Here is a 25,860-nt window from a genome sequence, read left to right as displayed (position 1 = left end):
TGCCCTGCTTCGAGGAACAACATCATGTGGATCGTCCGGCTCGCATTGCGCAGGCCCTATACGTTCGTCGTGCTCGCGCTGCTGATCTTCATCGCTGGACCGCTCGCGATCCTGCGCACGCCGACCGACATCTTTCCGAACATCGACATTCCGGTCGTCAGCATCGTCTGGTCGTACAACGGCTTCTCGGCCGAGGACATGGCCAAGCGGATCACGTCGAACTACGAACGCGCGCTTACGTCCGACGTCGACGACATCGAGCACATCGAGTCGCAGTCGCTGAACGGCGTGTCGGTGGTGAAGATCTTTTTCCACCCGGGCGCCGACATCAATCGCGCGATCGCGGAAGCCGCGAGCAACTCCGCGTCGATCCTGCGAATCCTGCCGCCCGGCACGCTGCCGCCGAACATCATCACGTACAACGCGTCGACGGTGCCGATCCTGCAGCTCGGGCTGTCGAGCGACTCGCTCGCCGAGCAGCAGCTGTACGACCTCGGCAACAGCTTCATCCGCACGCAGCTCGCGACCGTGCAAGGCGCGGCCGTGCCGCTGCCGTTCGGCGGCAAGATCCGCCAGATCGTCGTCGATCTCGACACGCGCGCGCTGCAGGCGAAGGGGCTCGCGCCGATCGACGTGGTGAACGCGATCAACGCGCAGAACCTGATCCTGCCGGGCGGCACCGCGAAGATCGGCACGCGCGAATACAACGTGCAGATGAACGGCAGCACGCAGACGGTCGCCGCGCTGAACAACCTGCCGGTCAAGACCATCGGCGGCAATGTGGTCTACGTGCGCGACGTCGCGCACGTTCGCGACGGGTATGCGCCGCAGACCAACATCGTGCGCGCCGACGGCAAGCGTGCGGCGCTGCTCACCGTCGAGAAGACGGGCAGCGCATCGACGCTGACGATCATCGACCAGGTGAAGGCGATGCTGCCGAAGATCGCGGCCGGCCTGCCGAAGGCGCTGCACATCAGCGCGCTCGGCGACCAGTCGGTGTTCGTGAAAGCGGCGATCCAGGGCGTCGTGCGCGAGGCGCTGATCGCCGCGTGCCTGACCGCGCTGATGATCCTGCTGTTCCTCGGCAGCTGGCGCGCGACGCTGATCATCGCGGTGTCGATCCCGCTCGCGGTGCTGAGCTCGCTGCTCGCGCTGTCGGCGCTTGGCGAGACGATCAACATCATGACGCTCGGCGGGCTCGCGCTCGCGGTCGGCATCCTCGTCGACGATGCGACGGTGGCGATCGAGAACATCACGCACCACCTCGAACGCGGTGCGCCGCTGGAGGACGCGATCCTGACCGGCGCGGGCGAGATCGCGGTGCCGACCTTCGTGTCGACGCTGTCGATCTGCATCGTGTTCGTGCCGATGTTCCTGCTCACCGGCGTCGCGCGCTACCTGTTCGTGCCGATGGCCGAAGCCGTGATCTTCGCGATGGCCGCGTCGTATTTCTTCTCGCGCACGCTGGTGCCGACGCTCGCGATGGTGCTGATGCGCGCGCGTCGCGCCGGTGGCGAGCCGCCGCGCGGCGTGTTCGCGCCCATCGCGCAGCTGGCCCGCTTCCAGGCGGGCTTCGAACGGCGCTTCGAGGCGGTACGCGTGCGCTATCGCGCGCTGCTGTCGGCCGCGATCGCGCAACGTCGCCGCTTCGCGGCTGCGTTCCTGCTTGCGTGCGTCGCGTCGACGAGCCTCTTCGCCTTCGCCGGCCGCGACTTCTTCCCGTCGGTCGACACGGGCGAGATCCGGCTGCACCTGCGTGCGCCGACCGGCACGCGGATCGAGGAAACCGCGCGCCTGACCGACGAAGTCGAGGCACGAATCCGCTCGGTGATTCCGGCGAACGAACTGGCCGGCGTGCTCGACAACATCGGCGTGCCAGTGAGCGGGATCAACCTCACGTACGACTCGTCCGACCCGGTCGGCGCCGGCGACGCCGACGTGATGGTCACGCTGAAGCCGAACCACCATCCGACCGCCGCATACGTCGCGACGTTGCGCAACCAGCTCGCGCAGGCGTTCCCCGGCGTGACCTTCGCGTTCCTGCCGGCCGACATCGTCAGCCAGATCCTCAACTTCGGGCTGCCCGCGCCGATCGACATCCAGATCGTCGGCAACAAGCTCGACCAGAACCGCGCGGTCGCGAACCGCCTGCTCGCGCAGCTGCGCGGCGTGCGCGGCCTCGTCGACGCGCGTATCCAGCAGCCCGGCGACGCACCGGCGATCGACGTGAACGTCGACCGCACCAAGGCGATCCAGGCCGGGCTCCAGCAGCGCGACGTGTCGCAGAACCTGCTGATCGCGCTGTCCGGCAGCTCGCAGACGACGCCGAACTTCTGGCTAGACCCGCGCAACGGCGTCAGCTATCCGCTGCTGGTGCAGACGCCGCAGTACGCGGTGGATTCGCTGCAGGCGCTTGCGAACGTGCCGCTGCCGACCGACGCGCGTGCGCCGCAGACGCCCGCCGGCGGGCCGGCCGCCGGTGCGCCCGCGCAGAACCTGCTCGGCACGCTCGGCACCTTCACGCGCGCGACGCAGCAGGCGGTCGTGTCGCACTACAACGTACAGCCCGTGCTCGACATTTTCGCGTCGGTGCAGGGCCGCGACCTCGGCGGCGTCACGGCCGACGTGACGAAGCTCGTCGACGACGCACGCGCGCAGCTGCCGCCCGGCTCGTCGATCGTGCTGCGCGGCCAGGTGCAGGCGATGCACGAAGCGTTCGGCGGGCTGCTCACCGGCCTCGTGTTCGCGATCGCGCTCGTCTACCTGCTGATGGTCGTCAACTTCCAGTCGTGGCTCGACCCGCTCGTGATCGTCAGCGGCCTGCCCGCGTCGCTCGCGGGCATCGCGTGGATGCTGTTCGTCACGAACACGACGCTGTCGGTGCCTGCGCTGACCGGCACGATCCTGTGCATCGGCATTGCGACCGCGAACAGCATTCTCGTCGTCAACGCGGCGCGCGAGCGGATCGGCGACGGCGCGCCGCCGTGGCAGGCCGCGCTCGACGCCGGCTTCGGCCGCTTCCGCCCGGTCGTGATGACCGCGCTCGCGATGCTGATCGGCATGCTGCCGATGGCGCTCGGCCTCGGCGACGGCGGCGAGCAGAACGCGCCGCTCGGCCGCGCGGTGATCGGCGGCCTCGCGTTCGGCACGATCTCGACGCTGCTGTTCGTGCCGGTCGTGTTCGGCTTCGTCCATGCGTGGCTCGACCGGCGCCGCGAAGCGGCTGCTGCGCGCCGCGCGCAGGATACGCCCGCGATGCCCTGATGCGTCCCGATTCGTCCCGATTCGTCCTGACTCTGTCCTGACTCCGTCCGACTCGCCCGATCTCACCGACCATGAACGATACGACCGAACCCCTCGCTTCGCCGCCGTGCGCCGATGCGCCAGCTGCGTCCAGTACATCCAGTACGTCCAATGAATCCAATGAATCCAATGCGCCCGCGACTGCGTCAGCGCGCGCAGATGCGTCCGATGCACGACGCGAGCCTGGCGCTCCCGAATCGGCGCCGTCTCGTCGCCGCCGATCGCTGACGGCCCCGCTCGCCGCGATCGCGGCCGCCGTCGCGCTGCTCGCGATCGGCATCGTGCCGCGCATCGACGCACGCGCCGCGCAGCGCACGCAGGTCGCCGCACAGCAGGCGCTGCCGGTCTCGGTGATCCTGCCCGGCGCCGCGCCCGCGAGCCAGACGCTGACGCTGCCCGGCTCGGTGATGCCGTATGCGGAGGCGTCGATCTATGCGCGCACGAGCGGCTACATCGCGCACTGGCGCGCCGACATCGGCACGCACGTGACGGCCGGCGAGACGCTCGCGCAGATCGCCGCGCCCGATCTCGACGCGCAACTTCGGCAGGCGCGTGCCGACGCCGCAACCGCGCAGGCGAACTACGACTATGCGAAATCGACCGCGCAGCGCTGGCAGGACATGCTGAAGACGCAGTCGGTGTCGCAGCAGGACACCGACACGAAAGTCGCGGACATGAACGCGAAGCGCGCGATGCTCGCGTCCGCGCAGGCGAATGTCGCGCACCTGACCGAGCTCGTGTCGTACGAGGCGATCACCGCGCCGTTCGACGGCGTGATCACCGCGCGCAACGTCGACGTCGGCACGCTCGTCACGGCGGGCGGCACGCCGGGCAGCCCGGGGCTTTCCGGCGAGCTGTTCCATCTCGAGCAGACCGACCGGCTGCGCGTGTTCGTCGACGTGCCGCAGGACAGCGCGGCCGGCATCTCGGTCGGTACGTCCGTCTACCTGACCACGCAGCAGTACCCGGGCCGGCGCTTCGCTGCGCACGTCGCGCGCAGCGCGGGCGCGATCGATCCCGTCACGCGCACGCTGCGCGTCGAGATCGACGTCGACAACCGCGACGGCGCGCTGATGCCGGGCGCCTACGCGCAGACTCACCTGCTCGTGCCGAGCGCGGCACCCGCGTTCGAGCTGCCTGTCAGCGCGCTGCTGTACCGGCCGGACGGCGTGACGGTCGCGACCGTCGGCGCGAACGGCCGCACTGCGCTGAAGACCGTGCAGATCGGGCGGGATTTCGGCACGCACGTCGAGATCGTCGCGGGGCTTGCCGCTACCGATCGCGTGATCGACAACCCGGGGGATGCGATCGCGGCGGGCGAGACCGTGCGGGTCGTGTCGGTTGCGCACAGCGCGGTGCCGGCAACGCCGCTCGTCGCGGGATCGGCTGTCGCGCCGACTCGCGCAGCAGGCACGCTGCCCAAGCCTGTCGCGACGGTCTCTGCTGCGCGCAACGCCATCCCGTCCGCCGACGCGAGTGGCCGAGATTGACCCGTCGAACCGAACAGCAAGGAATGCAAAGCATGCGCCCGTTCCGCCCACTCCCATTCGTGCGCCGCGTCGTCGCGCTCGGTGTCGCCGCGTCGCTCGCCGCCTGCTCGACGCTGCCGCCCTATTCACCGCCCGCCGTCGCCATTCCCGCGCATTACGCAGGTGCGCCGGCTGCGCAGCCCGGCTGGAACGTCGCGGCGCCGGCCGACGCCGCGCCACGCGGCGCGTGGTGGGCCGTGTTCGGCGACGCGGACCTGAACGCGCTCGAGGCGCGCGTCGACGTATCGAACCAGACCGTGAAGAAAGCGGTCGCGAACTTGCAGGAAGCGCGCGCGATGGTCGACTACCAGCACGCCGGCTTCCTGCCGACAGTGACGGCCGGCGTCGCGCAAAGCCGCTCCCGTATCTCGCAGAACAAGCTCGGCTCGTCGCTTGCCGGCAAGACCACGCCCGATCATCTGGCCGGCCTCACCGCGAGCTGGGAGCCCGACGTGTTCGGCCGCGTGCGCGATGCGGTGGCCGGCGCGCAGGCAAACGCCGACGCGAGCGCGGCCGACCTGCAGGCCGTGAAGCTGTCGGTCGCCGCCGAACTCGCGACCGACTACTTCGCGCTGCGTTCGCTCGACACGCAAAAGCAGCTGCTCGACGACACCGTGCGTGCCTACGCCGATGCGCTAAACCTGCTGAAGCAGCAGCTCGCGGCGGGCGCGATCGATGCGTCCGCCGTCGCGCAGGCAGCGACGCAGCTCGAATCGACCCGCACGCAGGATGCCGACATCGACGTGTCGCGCGCTCAGCTCCAGCATGCGATCGCGACGCTCGTCGGCGAGAACGCGTCGACGTTTGCGCTGCCGCCGCGCGTGCAACCATTTGACGTGCCGGCGATTCCGGCCGGCATGCCGTCGCAACTGCTCGAGCGCCGGCCCGATATCGCGGCCGCAGAACGCCGCGTCGCCGCCGCGAATGCGCAGATCGGCGAGGCGCACGCCGCGTTTTTCCCCGATCTCGTGCTGTCGGCGAGCGCGGGCCTCGAGAGTTCGTTCTTTGCGCCGTGGCTCACCGCGCCCAGCCTGTTCTGGTCGCTCGGCCCGCAGCTCGTCGGCACGCTGTTCGACGGCGGGCGCCGCAGCGCGACGCTGCGCGGCGCGACCGCGCAGTACGACGGCGCGGTCGCCGACTACCGGCAGACCGTGCTTGTCGCGTTCCAGCAGGTCGAGGATGAACTGTCGGCGATGAACACGCTGGCGTCCGAAGCCGGCAGCCAGCAGCGCGCGAGCGACGCGGCGGACCTGTCGCTGCGCTTGACGACGAACCGCTTCACCGCGGGCGCGGTGAGCTATCTCGACGTCGTGACCGCACAGACGATCGCGCTGTCGAACCGGCGCCTCGCCGACCAGATCGCCGCGCGCCGGATGGAGGCCGCGGTCGCGCTGCTGAAGGCGCTCGGCGGCAGCTGGCAGGCTGCGCGCGCGGAGGCGGTCACGCCGCCGAAGTCCTGAAGAAATCGAGGATGAATCGTGTGCCCGCCGCGTCGCTCTCGACGCGCGCGGTGCCGCCGTGCAGTTCCATCACCGAGCGTACGATCGCGAGGCCGAGCCCGGCCGTGCCGCCCGGCCCGCCGCCGCTGCGTGCCGGATCGCCGCGCACGAAGCGCTCGAAGATGCGCGGCAACAGCGCCGGATCGATCGGCTCGCCGGGGTTCGCAACGACGACCTGCACCGACGCCGCGGTCTCGCGCACGCTCAACGTGATCTCGCCGCCCTTCGGCGTGTAGCGCAGCGCGTTCGCGAGCAGGTTGCTGACTGCGCGGCGGAACAGCTCGATGTCGGCGGTCAGCCGGCCGCTGCCTTCGACCCGGAGCACCGAGCCGGCTTCGTCGGCGAGCCCTTCGAAGTAGCCGGCGATGCGGGTCAGCTCGTCATGCACGTCGAACGCGCGCTGGCGCGTGACGAAGCCCGGATGCTCGGCGCGCGCGAGGAACAGCACGTTCTCGATCATTCGCGCGAGCCGGTCGTATTCCTCGAGGTTCGATTCGAGCAGCGCCTGGTATTCGTCGGGCGAGCGCGGCCGCGCGAGCGCGACCTCGGTCGCGCCGCGCATGTTGTTCAGCGGCGTGCGCAGGTCGTGCGCGAGATCCGCGCTGAACTGCGACAGGTGCCCGAACGCCTGCTGCAGGCGGCCGAGCATCGCGTTCTGCGCATCGACGAGCGAACGCAGCTCGCGCGGCGCACGCGATGCGTCGAGCCGCGTGTCGAGCTTGTCGACGGTGATCCGGCCGGTGTTCGACACGATCTCGCGCAGTGGTGCGAGCGTCGTGCGGATCAGCCAGTAGCCGAGCAGCATCGCGAGCAGCACGCCGAGCGCGCCCGCGAGTTTCAGCTTGTCGCGATAGCTGTCGAGCAGGCGCACGCGGTCGCTCATGTTGCGCGCGACCGCGATCCGGATCAGCGTATGGTCGCGCAGCGCCGCTTCGGCGACGACGCCGCGCACGGGCGTAGCGTCGTCGGCGGTCCACGTCGCGATCTGCGCGTCGCCGATCCGCGCGTCGGCGGGCACGGGCGCGACGTGCGGCGGAAACAGCTCGGCATCGGGCGGTGCGGCGTCCGGCGTGCCGGACACGGGAGATGCGGGAGATGCTGGAGATGCGCCAGACGCCCGCAGGTCCTCGAATTCAGTTCGCTCGACGTTGTGACGTGCGAGCACGTTGCCTTTCGCGTCGGCGACGGCCATCGACAGCGCCTTGTTGCCCAGCACGAGGCTCGTCAGGCGATCGGCATGCGTGCGCACGCCGTCGAGCGAGTCCAGCTCGCCCGCGAGCCGGCGCGCGTGCCGCGCGGCGAGCACGATGTCGAGATCGTCCTGCGTGCGTACCTGCCGCTCGAGCCCGACATACACGTAGGTGCCGACCAGCGCGAACACCGCGAGCGTGGTCGCGCCGAACGCCACCGCGAGGGTCGCCGTCAGCGAACGGCCGAGCGTCATGCGCTGCCCTTCGGTTCGAGCACGTAGCCGACGCCGCGCACGGTGTGGATCAGCTTGACGGGGAAATCGTCGTCGATCTTCGCGCGCAGGCGCCGGATCGCGACCTCGACGACATTGGTGTCGCTGTCGAAGTTCATGTCCCACACGTAAGACGCGATCTGCGTGCGGCTCAGCACCTCGCCGTGCCGGCGCGCGAGCAGCTGCAGCAGCGCGAATTCGCGCGGCGTCAGGTCGATCCGCACGGCGCCGCGTCGCACGCGGCGGCGCACGACGTCCATTTCCAGATCGCCGACCGTGATGCGTTCGGTCTCGCGCGGCGGCCCGCGGCGCGCCAGCGTGCGCACGCGCGCGAGCAGCTCGACGAACGCGAACGGCTTCACGAGATAGTCGTCCGCGCCGAGCTCGAGCCCGTGCACGCGGTCCTGCACGTCGTCGCGCGCGGTCAGGAACAGCACGGGGGTCGTGTGCGTCTCGCGCAGCCGCTTCAGCACGCCCCAGCCGTCGAGCACGGGCAGCATCACGTCGAGCACGATCACGTCATAGGTTTCCTCCTGCGCGAGCAACAGCCCTTCCGCACCGTCTTTCGCGAGATCGACGCTGAAGCCGGATTCCTCGAGCCCCTTCTTCAGGTACGCGCCCGTCTTCGGCTCGTCTTCGACTATCAGGATGCGCATGATCGGCTCCGGTGAACGCATGCGCCGATGTTACCGGGAAACGGCAGGCGCGAAACGCGTCGCGGCCGTGCGACGGCCGTTGATTACCGAACTGTAATCCGCGGGTCAGTTTCGCGACGGGCGCGGCAACCAGAATGGAAAACGTGGGGCACCCCCACTCATTCATTCGCCAAGGAGTCGCCATGAAAATCGTCGCTGCCTTCGTCGCTGCTTTTGTCATCGAGGCGCTCACGCTGCCGTTCGGCGCGTCCGCGTTCGCCCAGTCCACGCAGGCGCCGCTCACGCGCGCCGAAGTCCGCCACCAGTTGATCGACGCGGAAGCCGACGGGCTGCTGCCGTCGAACCGGAACGACTATCCGCCGTCGCCGGCGCAGATCGCGCGCAATCGCCAGCTCTATGCCATCCATCATGACCTGCCGATGCCGACCGCGACCGCGTCGATCGGCACGCCGGCCGACGTGTCGACGTCATCGCAATGACGCCGGCTGCCGGACGCGGCGCGATGCCGCCGCGTCCGGCAGAGGCACGCGCAGGGATTCGATGAAATTTTGCACTACGGATATCTTGATCGACCGCTTCGATTCCCGTGCCGGCGCGGTAGGTTCAACGTCTCGAAACGCGACGCCAGCCCGCGCACGGGCGATGCATCGCGTGCGGCACGGCGCACGGACGAGGCGCTTCGCATGAAGCGGTTGCTGCTTGCTGGGGGAGCTTGCTGGAGGGATGTAACGCGAGGCCCACGCCTCGCTCACCGCAACGCGTGTGCGCGTCACACGCGCACGCGAGAAATCAGGCGATCGGGATCAGTAAGCGGACATCTCGACGCACGGGTCGGCCGACGTCGGCGCGCAAACGGCCGAATACTTCGCGCTTTCGCGCATCAGCGCTTCGCCTTGATGCAACGCGGCCTTGATCTCCGGATGCTGCGCGTACGCGAGGAACGCGGAACACACGACCGCGGACATGCAGATCATCGAAAACGCAATTCTTTCAAGAGCTTGGAAACGTTCAGGCATGATTCGACCTTTCTTCAAGGTCGACATTATATCTCAAAATCAGGGTTTTCCCTTATCCGGCGATGCCGTGGTGCGACTCGGTATCTGACGGCACGCGAACAAGTGTCCGCTGTCGCGAGTTGGGCGCGGCATTATTTGTCTGATGATAGCGTGACGCTCGCGCACGGTGCCATCGCTGGCTATTCGCACCATTGATCTTGCGCGTCGCGCAACGCGAATGCGTGCCGGCGCGAGCCGGTGCTTCGACAGCCGCTCGGCTTACTGCGGCGCCGACGCCGCGCTCGCCGCGTTCCCCGGCCAGGCCTTGCCGATCCGGTCGATCATCGATTTGGCCGCGCCCGTCGCGAGCGCCGCGTCGACGTTCGACGTCTGCCATGCGCCGTCGGCGCCCTGCACGAAGGTCAGCTCCGCGCGCGTCGGCGCATTGTCGGGGTTGCGCCACGTAAACACGACGTTGCATGTGTACGTGCGCTCGCTGGCCTTCTTGCAGTCGCCGTCGGCCTTGACCGACACGACGTCGGCCGACACCGGCAGCGGCTGGCCGAGCAGCGCGTTGAGGCCGCCGTGGTTTTCAGCCTCGAGCGAGCGCCGTACGGCCGCGTCGATGTCGGTCGCGCCGGGGCCGTCATGGAACAGGTTGCAGGCGGCGACGAGCATCGTCGAGACGCCGAGCGTCAGCAGCGTGTGGAACTTCATGGCGATCCGTGATTCGGGGTGCATCGGAAAACGCGCCGCGCCTGCGCCCCGGAAGACGCCGGCCGCGCGCCGGTATGCCGCGTAGTCTGCAACGTTCGCGCCCCGTACGCGGTATCCATTTGTAACCAATTGCACGGGGCTGTCGCGCGGCACTGCCCGTCGGCGCGGCGCGGTATGCGTCCGCGGTACGTATCGCGTTGCCGCACGCCGGCGCATGGCGGCAAGCCGTCGGACGATCCGGACGAAGGGCGGCGACGGCAGACTGTCGCCACCCTGCCGGTCCCGCGTGGCGGATGAGCCCGCTACTGCCGCTCCTGCTTCACGCGGCTCACGAGCTGCGTCGGGCTCACGAACTGCAGCGCGATCACGACCCACACGAGCGTGATCGCCATGTAGATCATCGCCATCGCATCGATCGATTGCGGCGCGCGCACGCCGGTCGAGAACACCGCGTAGTACAGCGCGACGACGAGCGTCTGCGTGCTCGGCCCGGCGGTGAAGAATGTCAGCTCGAACATCCCGATCGTGCGCACCAGCACGAGCAGCCCCGCCGCGAGCATGCCCGGCACCAGCAGCGGCAGCAGCACGTAGCGGAAATAGCGCCACGTGTTCGCACCGAAGATGCGCGCGGCCGATTCGAGGTTCGGGTCGATCTGCTCGATGAACGGCGTCATCACGAGGATCACGAACGGCAGCGCCGGCACGAGGTTCGCGAGGATCACGCCGGACAACGTGCCCGCGAGCCCGACCTTGTACATCACGGTCGCCATCGGAATGCCGTACGTGACGGGCGGCACCATCAGCGGCAGCAGGAATACCAGCAGCGCGAAGCGCTTGCCCGGAAACTGCGCGCGCGCGAGCGCATAGGCGGCCGGCACGCCGAGCGCGATCGACAGCAGCACGACCGCGCCGACCACTTCGACCGTCACCCACAGCACGCTCGCGAGCTGGAAGTCCTCCCACGCCTTCGCATACCAGTGCAGCGTGAAGCCCTGCGGCAGCGGCGTGCCGAACCAGCGGGTCGCGACCGAGTTCACCGCGACGGTCGCGATCAGCAGCGTCACGTTCAGCAGGAAGAACGCCATCACGCCCCAGACGAGCGCCTTCCACGCACGAGCGGCCAGGCTGCTGCGCAGCTTTGGCGGTTTCATTGCGTTGACGGGCCGCGTGCCGTCGTCGCGTCGCGCGTCGTGCTGGCCGGACTGCGACGGCCACGTGCGCGCGGCATGATTGTCGGTCGCCATCAGCCCTTGCCTCCCGTCACCGGCCCCGTATAGAAGAAACGGCGCGCGCCGAGCATCGACGCGACCACCAGCAGCTGCACGAAACCCATCACGATCGCGATCGCCGACGCGAGCGAATAGTCGTAGCTCTCGAACGCGGCCTCGGCCGCGGCGATCGAGATCACGCGCGTCGGGCCGGCCGGCGCGCCGAGCAGCACGGCCGACGGAAACACCGAGAACGCCTGCACGAACGACAGGCACGCGGCCATCGTGAGCCCCGGCACGAGGAGCGGCAGGTAGATCTGCCGGAACTGCTGCCACGGGTTCGCGCCGAGCGTCGCCGCGGCGCGGGCGAGCGTCGGGTCGATGCCGCTGATGTACGACAGCATCAGCAGGAATGCGAACGGAAAGCCCGATACGATCAGCGACAGCAGCACGCCCCAGTAGTTGTGCGTGAGGCGCACTTCGTCCGTGTACAGGTGCAGCCCCTGCAGCGCCTGCGGGAACCAGCCGTTCGGGCCGAAGTACGTGAGCATCCCGTCCGCGACGAGCACCGTGCCGAGCGTGACGGGGATCACGAGCAGCGTCGTCACGAACTTCTGGTACGGCGAATGGCGGCGCAGCGCGAACGCGACCGGCACCGATACGCCGACGTTGATCAGCGTCGCCGGCACCGCGAGCTTCAGCGTGACGATCACGGTCGGCCACATTGCGGTGTCGGTGAAGAACTGCGCGTAGTTCGCGAGCACGCCGCCGCCGTTAATCGGCTGGAACGACAGCACGAGCCCATAAGCGAACGGATAGATGAACAGCGCGACGATGAAACCGAGCGCGGGCGTGACGAGCCAGCCTTTCGCGTCGCGTGGCGCGCCGGGCGCGAGGAGCGTGCTCATGCCGCTTCCCCCGCATAGACGAGCGTGCGTTCGGGCGCGATCCGCAGCCGCAGCCGCTCGTCTTCGGTGAACTCGCCCGCCACGCGCGCCCAGATCTTGCCGAACGGTGCGACTGCGCGGAGCAGCGAATCGCGTCCGCCGTATTCGACCGTCTCGACCGTGACGTCGAATGCATTGTCGTCGGCCGCATCGGCCAGTTCGAAATCGTCGGGGCGCAGCGCGACCACGACGTCCTTGCGGTCGAAGCCGGCCATCGGCACGCCGGTGAGCCGCACGCCTGAAGCGGCGACCGTCACGTAGTCGCCCGCCATCCCTTCGAGCGTGAACGGCAGCACGTTGCGATAGCCCATGAAGCGCGCGACGTGCAGGTTGTGCGGCCGCGTATAGACCGCCTTCGGCGACGCGACCTGCTGGACGACGCCCTCCTTCATCACGACGATCCGGTCGGCCATCGACAGCGCCTCGTCCTGGTCGTGCGTCACGTAGATCGTCGCGCGTTCGAGCTGCGTGTGGATGCGGCGGATTTCCGCGCGCATCTCGATGCGCAGCTTCGTGTCGAGGTTCGACAGCGGCTCGTCCATCAGCACGAGCGGCGGCTCGATCACGATCGCGCGCGCAATTGCGACGCGCTGCTGCTGCCCGCCCGACAGCTGGCCGGGCAGCTTGCCTTCATGGCCGACGAGCTGCACGAGCTCGAGCGCCTCCTTCGCGCGCGTGCGGGTTTCCTGCTTCGACATGCCGCGCATCTTGAGGCCGAAGCCGACGTTGTCGAGCACCGACATGTGCGGGAACAGCGCGTAGTTCTGGAACACCATGCCGAACCCGCGCCGCTCGGGCGGCAGCACGTCGATGCGCGTGTCGTCGAGCCAGATGCCGCCGCTCGTGAGCGGCTGCAGGCCCGCGATGCAGTTGAGCGCCGTCGACTTGCCGCAGCCGGACGGGCCGAGCAGCGCGATGAATTCGCCGCGCCGGATGTCGAGGTCGAGCCCGCTCAGCGCGGCGACCTGCGCGCCTTCCGCATTGGTGAAGCTGCGGCATACCGCGTCAAGGCGCAGCGTTTCGAAAGTATGCTTCATCACGTGTTCCTGACTGCCTCCGATGACGCGGGCGCCGCAGCGCCCGCCGTGTCTTGCGGTTTTTCGTTGCCTGGCTTCGGTACGTGACTTCGGTGCGTTATTTCGACTTCTGCGAACCGATCTCGCGGTCCCACTTCTGGAACGCGGCGACCATCGCCTGCGCGTTGAGCGGCTGCACGTGCGGGCGGTCGACGAGCAGCTTCGCGTACTCGGGACGGCCGAACTTCCTGATCACCTCCTGGCTGTGCGCGGGCGCCATTTCGAGCGTCACGCCCTTCACGGCCGGGCCCGGGTAGAAGTAGCCGTCGTCGTAGGTCATCGCCTGCTGCGGCGGTTCGAGCAGGAAGTTCATCAGCTTGTACAGCACGTCGAGCTTCTCTTTCGGCACGCCCTTCGGGATCACCATGTAGTGCGCGTCGTTGACCCACGTCATGTTGTCGAGCGCCTGGATCCGGAACTCGGCCGGCACGATGCCGAGCGCGCGCGGGTTCAGGTCCCAGCCGGTGACGGTCACCGTCATGTCGCGCGTGCCCTCGCCGAGTTCCTTCATCACGGCCGACGTGCCGCCCGGGTAGTACGGGACGCAGTCGTTCAGCTCCTTGAGGAACGCCCAGGTCTTGTCCCAGCCGTTGATCGGATCCTGCGGGTTCTTGTCGCCGAGCACGTACGGCAGCCCCATCAGGAACGTGCGGCCCGGGCCCGAGTTCGCCGGCCGCGCGTAGATCAGCTTGTTCGGATGCGCCTTGCACCATGCGAGCAGTTGCGCGGGCGTCTTCGGCGGATCGCTCACTTTCGCCGGGTTGTATTCGAGCAGCGGCCCGGCCGGCATGTACGTGACCGCGAGGCCGAAGCCTTGCGCGAGATCCTGCATCTTGCGCGGGCCCGGCGCGTACTTGTCGAGCACGCCGGGGAACGCGCCCGCGTTGTCGGGCAGCAGCTTCAGCCACAGGTTCTGCTCGATGCCGGCCGCGAGTGCGTCGGTGCCGGTCAGCACGAGGTCGATGTCGGAGCGGCCTGCCGCCTGCATCGCCTTGATCTTGCCCGGCAACTGCGGCGCCGGCGCGTTCGTGAACGTGACGTTCGACACGAGGTTCGGATTCTTGTCCCTGAACGCCTCGATCGCTTTTTGCGTGAGCTGCAGGTTGCCCGCGACGTCGACGACGTTGATCGATACCGGCGCGGCGACAGCCGCCGCAGCCGACAGCGTGAAGCCCAGCGCCAAGGCGATGCGGCGGACGCGGCGCGCGATCCTGGATGAGTTCATGTCTCCTCGCTTGCGGTCAGGTGGATGGGACCTTTCTTTCGGGAAATCATGACTTTGTTATACGATGTCGGTCAACAAAAAACCGTGACAAACGGGGCGGGAGTTTCCCTAACAAAACCCTTCCGCCGTATGTCGATTCGCATGCAGGGTGGAATTGGCGGGATTCCGGCTATCGGCGATTCGGCGTGTTAAGACGTCGTACATCGAAAAATGACGACGTGGAACCGGTTCGGCGTGACTGCGTGACTGCGTGACTGCGTGACTGCGCGACGTGGAGACTGGCGCGGCGACGCGGGCATGCATACGTCCGACGACAGGATGCGAGGCGGAGACGGGAAGGATGATGGGCGTCGCAGCAGACTACGCTGACTGAGCGCGGTGCGTCGGGCAGCATCGATGAGGTCGTCTGCCCACTGAGAATTCAGGTTGGGAAAAGTGGCCGGCGGCGCATGCATCTCGCCTTGCCCGGCCAGCCGGCGCTCAATCTCCGTCAAGCGCCTGCACATCGGCAATCAGCCGCTCGGCGTCCTGCCATTCGCCATACCCCGACGCCGGATTCATATGCCCGACATCCCCGAGATCGACGAGCCGGCTGCCCCATCCCGCGGCGAGCGCTTCGACGCGCTCGAAGCGCGCCAGCGGATCATTGCGGCTGGCCGCGACGATGCTCGGAAACGGCAGGCGTTCGCGCGGAACCGGCAGCCAGCCGTTGTCCCGGATTGCTTCGATCGACGGATACGGCGCGGGCATCGGCGCTTCGAGATCGCCCGGCGTGACGAGCAGCGCGCCCTGGACTGCGCGCGTCGCGTGCTGCGCCCAGTGCACGGTGATCATCACGCCCGCGCTGTGCGCGACGAGGATCACGGGGCCGTCGATCGCCGCCAGCGCCGCGTCGAGCGCCGCGACGCGCGCGGCGCGGCTCAGCTTGTCGTGTTCGAGCGGGGCGACCGACCGCGCGTTCGGCAGGCGCCGTGCGAGATGCGTTTGCCAGTGGTCTTCAACGTGATCGCGCAAGCCGGGCACGATCAGGATGGTGGGCGCTTTCGCCAGGGTCATGCAGCCTCCGTAGGGGTTCAATTCACGAATTTCAGAAATGAGCGGGCGCGCGCCGCGCGCGTTCGAGGTGTGCGAGGTCGGCCGCGTAGCTCGACCGCCCGATCGCGAACATCACCGCGGCCGCGAGCGGCACGACGGGAATCCATTGCAGCGCGCCGATGAGCCCGACGCGATCGGCGACCAAGCCGGTCAGGAGCGGCCCCGGCGCCATGCCGATCAGGTTGTTCGCGAGCGTGAGCGTTGCAAATGCCGATGCGTGGATCGCGGCGGGCGTCAGGTTCGCGACCATCGCGCCCGATGCGCCGGACGCCCCCGCGCCGACCAGCATCCCGACGCCAATCAGCGCGAGCTGCAGCGGCCCGGGCGGCAGCCGGAACGCGAGCGCGAGGCTCGCGCACGTCAGCAGGCAATAGACGATCGCGGTCAGCCACTTGCGCGATCCGTCGGCCTTGCCGAGCCGGTCGGTGACGATCCCGCAGCCGACCATCCCGATGCCGGCGAGCAGCACGAAGCCCGCCGCGAGCACCGCGGCGCGGTCGGGCGCCATCGCGTAGTAGCGGTTCAGGTAACTCGGCAGCCACGCGAACATCGCGCCCGGCACGAACAGGTGCAGCCCGCTGCCGACGTATGCGCAGATCACCGAGCGCGACGAAAACAGGCCCGTCATCAATGTACGCAGGCTGCCGCGCACGCTGCGGGATGCACCGGAATCGCGCCGGCACGGTTCCGCGCGGCAGGCCGCGAGCCGCTGCTCGGTAACGACGCAGCGGTACGCGACGAGCAGCACGAGCCCGAGCGCGGCCATCACGCCGAACGACCAGCGCCAGCCGAGATGCGCGCCGACCACGCCGCCGAGCGCCATCCCGAACACCGAGCCGAACGCACCGCCCGCCATGAATGCGCCGGTCAGCGTGGCGCGCAGATGCGCGGGGAAGATGCTGAGGATCAGCGCGACGCCGACGCTGCCGTAAGCGGCCTCGCCGAGCCCGACGAGCCCGCGCGACACGAGCATCTCCGTGTAGTTGGTCGACATCGCGCAGCCCAGCGTCGCCAGGCTCCACAGCGCGGCCATCAGCACGATGCTGCGCACGCGGCCGAAGCGGTCGGCAAGCACCGACAGCGGGAACGTCAGCACGCCGACCAGCAGCGCGACGATGCCGCTCAGCGAGCCGAGCTGCGTGTCGGACAGCCCCCACGCATGCTTGAGCAGCGGAAACACCGCGTTGAGCACCTGCCGCGACATGTAATCGGACAGCAACAGGCCGACGGTCAGCCCGAACACGAGCCACGCGAACGCGGGCGCGCGGCGGCGGGCCGCGGCGAGGTCCTGCATCGACGGCTCGACATGATGAATCAGCATGCGTGTCTCCTCCGGTGCCGCGCGCGTCGGCGCGCCGGCACGGTTTGCGTGGCCCCGCTCCGTTGGCCGGAGTCCGCCTTGCGCCACGCGCAAGGATGGGTGCCACGCCACAACGATCACGATCGTCGGGCGGCGGCCGCGACGGCCGGCCGCCCGTCAGCGCGCCGTATCAGGCCGCGCGCAGCGGCACGTTCACCTGGCCCGGCCGGCGGTTCGGCGCCATCCCGAGCTGCGCGAGCGTCTCGTCGACGCTGTCGTACTGCACGCCGATCTTGTAGATCGCCTTCGCTTCCTTGCCGGTCGCGATCTCGCGGCCCAGCTCGCGCGCGATCCGCACGCACTGCTCGATTTGCTGCACCGACGTCATCCGGTTGCCCTTCTGGTCGATGATCGTGTCCTCGATCCCGCAGCGCGGATGCAGGCCCATCGCCATCGCGATCGTGTTGATCGGCAGCACGTTCTTCATCAGCGATTCGAGCGTGATGCACGCGCCATCCGGGCAGCGCCGCACGAACTCCATGAAGTTGTACGGATTCGGGCCGTCGAAGCCGCCGCCGATGCCGACCCACGTGACGTTCAGCGGGCCGCAGTACACGCCGCGGCGGATCATCCGCTCGAGCGTTTCCAGCGAATGCATGCCGGTGAGCTGGAAGTGCGGCTGGATGCCGGACGCCTGCAGCCGGCGCAGATGCTCGTCGGCCCAGCCGGGGCCGGCCGGCACCGTCATCTCGCGATAGGCTTCCCAGTACGCGGCTTCGTTCAGCGACGTGCCGGCGATGTCCCGACGGTCCATCAGCTCGGTGATGTTCATCTGCACCGTGTTGATCGCGACCGTCACCTGGTCGGGCTTCGGCGTCAGCTCGGCGAGCATGTGGCGCGTATCGTCGGACAGCCACTTCGCGTCGGCGCCCTCGCCTTCCGGCGCGAACGAGATCGAGCCGCCGACCTGCAGGATCATGTCGGGCACTGCCTCGCGCAGCAGGCCGAGCAGCTCGTTGAATTTCGACAGCCTTTTGCTGCCCTTGCCGTCGAGTTCGCGCACGTGCATGTGCAGCACCGTCGCGCCCGCGTTGTAGCAGTCGACCGCCTTCTGCACGTGCTCGTCCATCGTCACCGGGATGTCTTCCGGGAAATCCTCGGGCATCCATTCGGGGCCGTACGGCGCGACCGTGATCACGACCTTGTCCTGGTTTTCCGGGTGCAGCGAATCGTCGAGAAATTGCATGTCGTCCTCCAGATTGAATCGTTCTGCTTGAATCGTTATGTGCGCCGCGCCGTCGTGGCGCCGCGCCGCGTTTCGCTTGTTTCGCTTGCTTCGTGTGTTGTGTCGCGCGCGTTGTGTCTTGTGTGCCGCGTCAAACGTGTGCCGATCGTTCGCTCAGAACGGCACGTCGCCGACGATCCCCGCGCGTTCCATCTTGCGCACGCACGGCGGATAGTCCATCACCGCGTAATGCTGCGTGCTGCGGTTGTCCCAGATCGCGACGCTGTTTTTCGTCCAGCGCCAGCGCACCTGGTATTCGGGGATATACGCCTGGCTGATCAGGTACTGCAGCAGTTGCCCCGCGCCCGGGTTCGCGTCCTGCCCGAAGCGCACGCGCTCCGGCGTGTGGAAGTTCGTGAAGTGCGTCGTGAACGCGTTCACGTACAGCACCTTCTCGCCCGTCTCCGGATGCGTGCGCACGACCGGATGCTCGGCGTCCGGATACTGCGCCTTCAGCGCGAGCCGCTTGTCGATCGGCATCGCCGCGCCGAAGCTCGCCTCGATGCTGTGCCGCGCGCGCAAGCCCTCGATCTGCTCCTTCACGTGCGCAGGCAGGTTCTCGTACGCGAGCACCATGTTCGCCCACATCGTGTCGCCGCCGACCGGCGGGCACTCGACGCAGCGCAGCACGCAACCCAACGGCGGCGCCACGCGCCAGCTCGCGTCGCTGTGCCACGCGTTCTCGTATCGGTCGTTCGGCTGCTCCGGCGACTTGTAGATCCGCACGAGGCCCGGGTGATCGGGATCGCTGCCCGCGACCGGATGATCCTCGAGTTCGCCGAAGCGCCGCGCGAACGCGACGTGCTCGGCGCGCGTGATGTCCTGGTCACGCAGGAACAGCACGCGGTGCTTCAGCAGCAGTGCGCGGATCTCGGCGAACAGGCCGTTGTCGTGCGCAGCGTCCGCGAGACTCACGCCGGACAGCTCCGCGCCGATCGCGCACGTCAGTGGTTCGACTCGCATGGCCGCCTCCTCAGACGTCGAACACCGACGAACCCGTGGTCTTGCCCGCCTCCAGGTCGCGATGCGCGCGCACCGCGTCCTCGAGCGCGTAGCGCTGGTTGATCTCGATCCGGATGCGTCCGGCGGCGACGTGGTCGAACAGTTCGCCCGCCAGTTCCGCTTTCTCGGCCGGATCGGCGATGTAGTCGGCGAGCGCCGGGCGCGTCATGTAGAGCGAGCCCTTCATCGCGAGCAGCTGCGGATTGAACGGCGGGATCGGGCCCGACGCGGTGCCGACGCACACCAGCAGGCCGCGGCGCTTCAGCGAATCGAGCGACGCGTCGAAGGTGTCCTTGCCGATGCTGTCGAACACGACGTCGACGCCCTTGCCGTCCGTCAGCTCGCGCACGCGGCTCGCGATGTCTTCCTGCCGATAGAGGACGACGTGGTCGCAGCCATGCGCGCGTGCGATCTCCGCCTTCGCTTCGCTCGACACCGTGCCGATCACGTTCAGCCCCAGCAGCTTCGCCCACTGCGACACGATCAGGCCGACGCCGCCGGCCGCCGCGTGCAGCAGAATCGTGTCGCCTTCCTTGAACGCGTGGATGCGGCGCATCAGGTAAGCCGACGTGAGGCCGCGCATCGTCATCGCGGCCGCGGTGTCGCACGCGATCGCGTCGGGCAGCCTGATCAGCGGCGCGGCGGGCACCAGGCGCTCGGTGCTGTATGCGCCCAGCGTGTTGATGAAGCCCGTATAGGTCACGCGATCGCCCACCGCGACATTCGTCACGCCGGCGCCGACGGCTTCGACCACGCCTGCCGCTTCGACGCCGATACCCGACGGCAGCGGCACCGGGTAAAGGCCGCTGCGGAAATAGGTGTCCGCGAAGTTGAGCCCGACCGCCGCGTGCTTCACGCGCACTTCGCCAGGCCCCGGCGCGCCGACCTCGACGCTTTCCCAGCGCAGCACGTCCGGGGCGCCGGTTTGATGGAATCGCACTGCATGTGCCATGTGTTTCTCCGTGGTAAGTCAGTCGGATGCGCGCGGCGCATCCTCGGGTTCGTCTGCGCCCGGCGTCGCGGCTGCATCGTCCGCCGGGCCCTCATCCAGTTCCGTCCAGTCGGCGTCGCTCAGGTAGCGCCGCGCCGCCGGGAAAATCACACCCTCCTTGCGCCCCATCTGCTCGAACACGCCGCGCGCGTAGCGGGCGAGCGCCGCGTCGAATTCGGCGCTCGGCAGCGCGCCATCGGCCATCCGCGCCAGCGCGTCGAGTGCCTGCGCATCGCGGCGATGCTGGCGGTCGAGTTCGTCCAGCTCGGCCGCGACGCTCTCGGTGCGCGAGCGCAACGCGGCAAACAGGCGTGCTTCGGCACCCGCGCCGAACCGCCGCGCCTGCAGGCCGGCGAGATCCGCCAGCACGCGGCGGCACGCGACGGCATCGCGCCCCGGTTCGCCCGCATGCGCCGCGCAGCGCGTCAGCGCGTGCAGCAGCGCGGCCACTGCGCGGTGCGCGTCGAGACAGCGGGCGATCACGCGCGCTGCGGCCGGCGAGTGCGGCACCGCGCACACGAGCACCGGCACGCCGCTCGCCGCGTACAGACGCTGCCGCAGCGTGCATGCGTGGGCGTCGGCGCCGGGCGGCAGCGCCGCGACGCAGACCAAGTCGCAGCCGAGCACGCTCGCCAGCTCCCAGAGCGGCGTGCGGCCGGCGGGCGCGATCGCGAACGACACGCCCTGCGCCCGCGCGGCCGCTTCCACTTTCGCACCGTGCTCCGGCGTGCGCGCTCCGGGTAAATACGAGTCCGGCGCGGCCTCAGACCGCCCATCCGGCAGCGCATCCGGCAGCACGAACGTGACCCGCGCGCTCATTGCCCGCGCAAGCTCCAGCGCATGGCCGACCGCGTCGATGCCGCCGGGCGCGCCGTCGACCGTCACGAGCAGATGGCGATACATCGTGCCGCTCCGCTTATCCGGCGAGCGGCACGCGGTGCCGCGTTCCGTTCGATGCAGTCGTCATGGGTGTCCTCTCCGTCGTGCCATTCGTGATTCGTCGGAACCGATCGATCGATGCTGCCGTCGTCGGTGCCCGTCGTGCCATGCGTGATTCGCTGGAACCGATGCTATCGGCGCCGTGCCGTTGCGGCCCCACTCGTGACGGGGGGGGATTGACGCACGAAGGGGGTTCGGTCGATCCTTCCCTCCACGTTCCACACCGGACGCTGGCCCGCACGGCAACGCCGGGAGTCCGACACTCCGACATTCCGACCCGCTCCCCTGATGGCCCACCCACCCGATCACGCCGACGCCGCCCCCACCGAGCTGGTACTGAAGACGACCGCGCCACGCGTGCCTGCGCAATTGCTCGCCCGCGCGCGGCTGAGCCTGTCGGCGCCGGGCTTCGACGAACGCGCGATCACGCTCGTGCAGGCGCCGGCCGGCTACGGCAAGACGTCGCTGCTCGCGCAGTGGCGCCGCGAATACCTGGCGCTCGGCCGCGCGGTCGTGTGGCTGTCGGCGGACGAGCGCGACGATGCGCCGCGGCTGCTGCAGGGGCTCGTACAGGCCGTGCGGACCGGCTGCGCGCGGCCCGGCTTCGGGAGGCTGATCGCACGCGGCGCGCCCGATCCGGCGCGCGCGCTGGAGGGGATGACCGCGTGGCTCGCCGAAGTCGCGCAACTGTCGATCGACGCGCTGCTGATCGTCGACGAGGCAGAGCGGCTGCCCGCCGCCGGCCTCGACGCGCTGACCTACGTGCTGCACAACGCGCCGCAGAACCTGCGCGTCGTCGTCGCCGCGCGGCGCGGGCTCGACCAGGCGGCCGCCGACCTGCTCGCGGGCGGCCAATGCCTGCTGGTCGGCGCCGACTGGCTGCGCTTCACGCTTGACGAGACGATCGCACTGGTCGGCGCGCGCTTCGCGCAGCGTGTCGATACCGACGCCTGCGCGCGGCTGTTCGAGCGCGTCGACGGCTGGCCGCTCGGGCTGCAGCTCGCGATGGCCGCAATGGCGCGCGCGGCCGATCCGCGCCAGGCTGTCGACGCGCTCGCCGCGCGCGCTGGCGGCACGCGCGACCGGCTCGTCGAACTGCTGCTCGCGAACCTGTCCGCGGACGACACGGCGTTCCTCACGCACGTGAGCGTCGTCGATCGCCTCCACCCGTCGCTGTGCGACGCGCTGCTCGACGACACCGGCGCGTCCGCGCGCCTCGCCCGCCTCGCGCGCGACACGCCGCTCTTCATCGCATCGGACGACTCGGACTGGTGCCGGTTGCATCCGCTGGTGCGCGACGCGCTGCGCGATCGTCTCGCGGCCGGCCCGGACGCCGTAGCGAGCGGCCTGCACGCGCGTGCGGCCGCCTGGCTCGACGCGCACGGAATGACGGACGAGGCGGCCCGCCACGCGTACGCGGCCGGCCAGCTCGAGACGGCCTATGCGCTCGCGCAGCGCTGCCTCGAGGATGCGATCAAGGAAGGCCGCATCAACGACGTGCTCGACTGGCTCGCGCGACTGCCCGATGCCGAGCTCGACAAGCGCCCGACGCTGCGGATCGCGGTCGCGTGGGCGCTGGCGCTCGGCGAGCGACACGTCGAGGCGCGGCGGCAGATCGCGGGCATCCTTGCCGCGCCCGACACGCCGCGCGCGATGCGTTACGAATGCGCGCTGATCCTGAGCGCCGCCGCGTATTACGCGGACGAGATCGACGGGTTCGTCGAGCTGTTCGAACCGTGGGCGGACTTCGCGCCACCGACCGAAACCTGGCTTGCGCAGATGCATGCGAACCGGCTGTCGGCGCGCGCGATCATCCTCGGCGAACCGGCGCAGGCGCGCCGCTTCCAGCAGGCCGCACCGCGCAGCGAGCGCGCTGAAAAGGCGGCCGAATTCGGCTACGTCGCGCGCTGGGGCGAACTGATCACGGGCCTCAGCTATCTGTGGGAGGGGCAGGTGCGGCTCGCGGACGACGTGCTGTCGCCCGCGCTGGTCCGCGCGGAAGCGGATCTCGGGCGCCGCCATCCGCTGACCTGCATGTTCGCGGCGATGTGCGCGGCGATCGCGTACGAGGCCGACCGCGTCGACCAGGCGGCCGCGCTGCTCGCAAACCGGCTCGACGTGCTCGAGCACGCGGGTATCCCCGACACGGTGCTGCTCGGCTACTGCACCGCGGCGCGCATCGCGATGCTGCGCGGCGTCGAGCATCGCGCGATCGACCTGCTCGAAGCGCTGGACGCGATGGGCATCGCGCGCGCGTTGCCGCGGCTGTCGGTCGCGAGCCTCGCCGAGCAGGTGCGGATCCACGCGGCGCGCTATCGCGAGGCCACCTGTCACGCGCTGGTCGAGCGGATCGATGCGATCGCCGCGGCCGAATTCCCGGCCCACGGGGCGCTGTGGCGGCGCCCCGTCGTGCTGTTGCAGGCGAGCGCGCATGCGGGCGCGGCGCTTGCCGCGCGCCGCTGGGAGGACGCGTGCGCGGCGCTCGACGAAGCGGCGGCGCTCGCTCGCGAGATGAACGTCGGTCGGGCGCGCATCGAGATCATGGCGCTCAGCGCGTTCGCGCTCGAACAGTCGGGCCACGGCGGCCGCGCGCGGCTCGTCGAGGCGATGAACCTCGCGGACGTGTTCGGCCTGACCCGCACGCTCGCCGACGCGCATCCGGCCGTCGCCGACTGGGCGCGCCGCGTCAGCGACGAGGATGCCGCGGGCGCGGGTCAGCCGCGGCATGCGCTGCCGCCGCCGCGCGTCGTGCCGCCCGCGCCGCGCAGCGCGGCCGGGCCGCGCGCGGTGCCGAGCGTCGTGCTGACGCCGAAGGAGCGCGCGATCCTCGAATTGCTCGCGCGGAACCTGTCGAACAAGGAAATCGCGGTCGCGCTCGCCGTCGGCGAGGAAACCGTGAAGTGGCACCTGAAGAACCTGTTCGGCAAGCTCGACGCCAGTTCGCGCAAGCACGCGGTGCGCCGCGCGCTGGTGCTCGGGCTGCTCGAAAGCGCGCAATAACTCCTGCTGCAGGCCCCGCAATCAGTCCTGCCAAAAGGCGCGCGATAGCGCCCCTCTTTCCCGCCGATTCTCCGTAACCCTGCCCCCCGTGCGTGGGGGGGAGCGGCCGCGCGTCGTTGCGTAGTCTTTCCCCATGACGCAACCCGGCGTCGCCCTCGCTGGCGGCCCGCCTCGCGTGACGATTTCCCCCGCTGTACCCGGGCCGGCTCGCTCCCGTCCGGTCATCACACAAGAATGGAGACTTCGATGAAGACGAAACTGGCTGCGCTTGCCGCGCTGTCCGCCTGGTCGGCGCTCGCGCACGCGCAATCCTCCGTCACGCTGTACGGCGTGATCGACACCGGCATGCTGTACCAGAGCACGTCGGCCGCGTCGTTCAGCCCGACTGCGCCGAACACCGGCAAGGTGTTCCGGATGAAGGACGGCGGGATCTATTCGAGCTTCTGGGGGATCAAGGGCAGCGAGGACATCGGCGGTGGCTACAAGGTCAACTTCAAGCTGCAGGGCTCGTTCGACAGCGGCACCGGCAAGCTTCAGCTGAGCGACACGCCGGGCGCGGTCGCGATCTTCAACCAGGTCGCGTCGGTCGGCGTGTCGGGCCCGTTCGGCAGCTTTACCGCGGGCCGCCAGGTCGTGCCGATGATCTACGCGATGGCCGACACCGACGTGCGCAACGCGGAGTTCTTCGGCAGCGTCCTCACCGCATGGCTCGGCATCAACACCGCGGCGGGCTGGCCCGGCACGAGCACGAACGGCGCGATCGGCGCGCTGTACGACAGCAATGCGCTCGTCTACCAGTCGCCGACGTTCGGCGGCGTGTCGGTCGCGCTCGAATACGCACCGGGCGGCGTCGCCGGGCAGATCCAGGGCGGCACGCGCGAGTCGGCCGTGCTCAAGTATTCGAACTACGGACTGAATGTCGCCGCCGTCTACTACAACGGCCACGACACGAACCCGGCGCCCGGCTCGACGCCGACGGGCGTCGACAACAACCGGTTCATGTACTTCGGCGCGAAGTACACGATTCACGATTTCTCGGTGTCGGCTTCGTACGGGAACGGCAAGAATCCCGCGCATTCGGACAAGGTGAATTTCGACATGATGTCGGCGGGCGTCGGGTATCGCTTTACGCCCGCGCTGCAGGTCACGTCGGCCGTGTACTACCTGAAGGACCGCAATCGTTCGGCGAACAAATCGACGGCGGTCGTGCTCGCGGCCGACTACAGCCTGTCGAAAAGCACGATGGTGTATGCGCAGGTCGGCCACGTGAACAACCGCGGCACGATGGACCAGATGCTCGTGTACGGGCAGCCGGTCGCGCCGGGCGTCGGCACGACGGCCGCGATGGTCGGGATCCGGCATAACTTTTGAGGGGGACGCCTAGTTCGGGGCGCGTAGCTGGGGACGCCTAGTTCGGGGCGCGTAGCTGGGGGCGCCTAGCTGGGGCGCGTAGCTACGGTTGCCTAGTCGCGGACGCCTAGTCGGGGGACGCCTGACTCCGTGTTCGTAGCCTGGGACACCTTGTCGAGAGCGCCCAACTGGGAACGCCTTGCGGGGCACGCGGATGCGGACACCTGGCTCCGGGCGCCGAACCCGCAGCGCCCGGTTCGCGGCTCCGATCGTCTATCGCC

Annotated in this window: 21 protein-coding genes; 7 read left to right on the top strand and 14 right to left on the bottom strand. The window is 69.2% G+C overall.

Annotated features, from left to right (window positions below; translation table 11 throughout):
* Positions 1-24: 24 nt before the first annotated feature.
* The 3 genes from ACV22Z_RS07945 to ACV22Z_RS07935 all read left to right on the top strand — a co-directional run bounded on the left by ACV22Z_RS07945 (position 25) and on the right by ACV22Z_RS07935 (position 6,292).
* Positions 25-3,264: an efflux RND transporter permease subunit gene (locus ACV22Z_RS07945; protein WP_448075757.1), complete on the top strand. Its 3,240-nt coding sequence runs from the start codon at positions 25-27 to the stop codon at positions 3,262-3,264.
* Positions 3,265-3,335: 71 nt separating this feature from the next.
* Positions 3,336-4,793 carry an efflux RND transporter periplasmic adaptor subunit gene (locus tag ACV22Z_RS07940; protein ID WP_448075756.1) on the top strand — a complete coding sequence of 486 codons (1,458 nt, stop codon included), beginning with the start codon at positions 3,336-3,338 and terminating at the stop codon, positions 4,791-4,793.
* 32 nt (positions 4,794-4,825) lie between these two features.
* Complete coding sequence (locus tag ACV22Z_RS07935; RefSeq protein ID WP_448075755.1) at positions 4,826-6,292, top strand: efflux transporter outer membrane subunit; 1,467 nt, start codon at positions 4,826-4,828, stop codon at positions 6,290-6,292.
* Here the strand turns inward: ACV22Z_RS07935 and ACV22Z_RS07930 are convergent.
* Positions 6,273-7,775: a heavy metal sensor histidine kinase gene (locus ACV22Z_RS07930; protein ID WP_448075754.1), complete on the bottom strand. Its 1,503-nt coding sequence runs from the start codon at positions 7,773-7,775 to the stop codon at positions 6,273-6,275. The genes ACV22Z_RS07935 and ACV22Z_RS07930 overlap by 20 nt on opposite strands.
* Positions 7,772-8,449 (bottom strand): heavy metal response regulator transcription factor, encoded by a 678-nt coding sequence (locus ACV22Z_RS07925; RefSeq protein ID WP_448075753.1) that lies wholly within the window; start codon positions 8,447-8,449, stop codon positions 7,772-7,774. The genes ACV22Z_RS07930 and ACV22Z_RS07925 overlap by 4 nt, the downstream gene beginning before the upstream one ends.
* A 182-nt stretch (positions 8,450-8,631) precedes the next feature.
* Between ACV22Z_RS07925 and ACV22Z_RS07920 the strand changes: the two genes are divergently transcribed.
* Positions 8,632-8,928, top strand: coding sequence for a DUF4148 domain-containing protein (locus tag ACV22Z_RS07920; protein ID WP_448075752.1), 297 nt, complete (start codon positions 8,632-8,634; stop codon positions 8,926-8,928).
* Between the two features lie 324 nt (positions 8,929-9,252).
* On the opposite strand, the gene ACV22Z_RS07915 is transcribed toward ACV22Z_RS07920, so the two are convergent.
* Positions 9,253-9,465 (bottom strand): hypothetical protein, encoded by a 213-nt coding sequence (locus ACV22Z_RS07915; protein ID WP_448075751.1) that lies wholly within the window; start codon positions 9,463-9,465, stop codon positions 9,253-9,255.
* Here ACV22Z_RS07915 and ACV22Z_RS07910 point away from each other — a divergent pair.
* On the top strand, positions 9,413-9,553 hold the full coding sequence (locus ACV22Z_RS07910) for a hypothetical protein (protein WP_448075844.1): 141 nt from the start codon (positions 9,413-9,415) through the stop codon (positions 9,551-9,553). The genes ACV22Z_RS07915 and ACV22Z_RS07910 overlap by 53 nt on opposite strands.
* A 170-nt stretch (positions 9,554-9,723) precedes the next feature.
* Here the strand turns inward: ACV22Z_RS07910 and ACV22Z_RS07905 are convergent, their stop codons facing one another.
* The 11 genes from ACV22Z_RS07905 to ACV22Z_RS07855 all read right to left on the bottom strand — a co-directional run bounded on the left by ACV22Z_RS07905 (position 9,724) and on the right by ACV22Z_RS07855 (position 21,193).
* Positions 9,724-10,161, bottom strand: coding sequence for a hypothetical protein (locus ACV22Z_RS07905; RefSeq protein ID WP_448075750.1), 438 nt, complete (start codon positions 10,159-10,161; stop codon positions 9,724-9,726).
* Between the two features lie 302 nt (positions 10,162-10,463).
* Positions 10,464-11,405: an ABC transporter permease gene (locus ACV22Z_RS07900; protein ID WP_448075749.1), complete on the bottom strand. Its 942-nt coding sequence runs from the start codon at positions 11,403-11,405 to the stop codon at positions 10,464-10,466.
* Positions 11,405-12,277: an ABC transporter permease gene (locus ACV22Z_RS07895; RefSeq protein ID WP_448075748.1), complete on the bottom strand. Its 873-nt coding sequence runs from the start codon at positions 12,275-12,277 to the stop codon at positions 11,405-11,407. Before ACV22Z_RS07895 ends, ACV22Z_RS07900 begins: the two co-directional genes overlap by 1 nt.
* Positions 12,274-13,353, bottom strand: a complete 1,080-nt coding sequence (locus tag ACV22Z_RS07890; RefSeq protein WP_448075747.1) for an ABC transporter ATP-binding protein — start codon at positions 13,351-13,353, stop codon at positions 12,274-12,276. The genes ACV22Z_RS07895 and ACV22Z_RS07890 overlap by 4 nt, the downstream gene beginning before the upstream one ends.
* 97 nt (positions 13,354-13,450) lie before the next feature.
* Positions 13,451-14,617 (bottom strand): ABC transporter substrate-binding protein, encoded by a 1,167-nt coding sequence (locus ACV22Z_RS07885; RefSeq protein WP_448075746.1) that lies wholly within the window; start codon positions 14,615-14,617, stop codon positions 13,451-13,453.
* Positions 14,618-15,097: 480 nt separating this feature from the next.
* Positions 15,098-15,673 (bottom strand): RBBP9/YdeN family alpha/beta hydrolase, encoded by a 576-nt coding sequence (locus tag ACV22Z_RS07880; protein ID WP_448075745.1) that lies wholly within the window; start codon positions 15,671-15,673, stop codon positions 15,098-15,100.
* Positions 15,674-15,704: 31 nt separating this feature from the next.
* Positions 15,705-17,033, bottom strand: coding sequence for an MFS transporter (locus ACV22Z_RS07875; protein ID WP_448075744.1), 1,329 nt, complete (start codon positions 17,031-17,033; stop codon positions 15,705-15,707).
* A 169-nt stretch (positions 17,034-17,202) separates the two neighbouring features.
* Positions 17,203-18,258, bottom strand: a complete 1,056-nt coding sequence (locus tag ACV22Z_RS07870; RefSeq protein WP_448075743.1) for a 3-keto-5-aminohexanoate cleavage protein — start codon at positions 18,256-18,258, stop codon at positions 17,203-17,205.
* A 153-nt stretch (positions 18,259-18,411) separates the two neighbouring features.
* Positions 18,412-19,260, bottom strand: a complete 849-nt coding sequence (locus ACV22Z_RS07865; RefSeq protein ID WP_448075742.1) for a TauD/TfdA dioxygenase family protein — start codon at positions 19,258-19,260, stop codon at positions 18,412-18,414.
* Between the two features lie 10 nt (positions 19,261-19,270).
* Complete coding sequence (locus ACV22Z_RS07860) at positions 19,271-20,251, bottom strand: quinone oxidoreductase family protein (protein ID WP_448075741.1); 981 nt, start codon at positions 20,249-20,251, stop codon at positions 19,271-19,273.
* A gap of 18 nt (positions 20,252-20,269) precedes the next feature.
* Positions 20,270-21,193 carry a hemerythrin domain-containing protein gene (locus ACV22Z_RS07855; RefSeq protein ID WP_448075740.1) on the bottom strand — a complete coding sequence of 308 codons (924 nt, stop codon included), beginning with the start codon at positions 21,191-21,193 and terminating at the stop codon, positions 20,270-20,272.
* 324 nt (positions 21,194-21,517) lie between these two features.
* Here ACV22Z_RS07855 and ACV22Z_RS07850 point away from each other — a divergent pair, with 324 nt between their 5' ends.
* Together ACV22Z_RS07850 and ACV22Z_RS07845 are read left to right on the top strand one after the other, a co-directional pair.
* Complete coding sequence (locus tag ACV22Z_RS07850) at positions 21,518-24,229, top strand: LuxR C-terminal-related transcriptional regulator (protein WP_448075739.1); 2,712 nt, start codon at positions 21,518-21,520, stop codon at positions 24,227-24,229.
* A gap of 246 nt (positions 24,230-24,475) precedes the next feature.
* A complete protein-coding gene (locus tag ACV22Z_RS07845) occupies positions 24,476-25,600 on the top strand; it encodes a porin (protein ID WP_448075738.1) in 1,125 nt (374 codons plus the stop codon).
* The last annotated feature ends 260 nt before the right edge of the window (positions 25,601-25,860 follow it).

Source organism: Burkholderia sp. PU8-34 (assembly GCF_053427725.1).
Note: the sequence above shows the minus strand (reverse complement) of the source record. Positions and strands in the feature narration are given on the sequence as shown.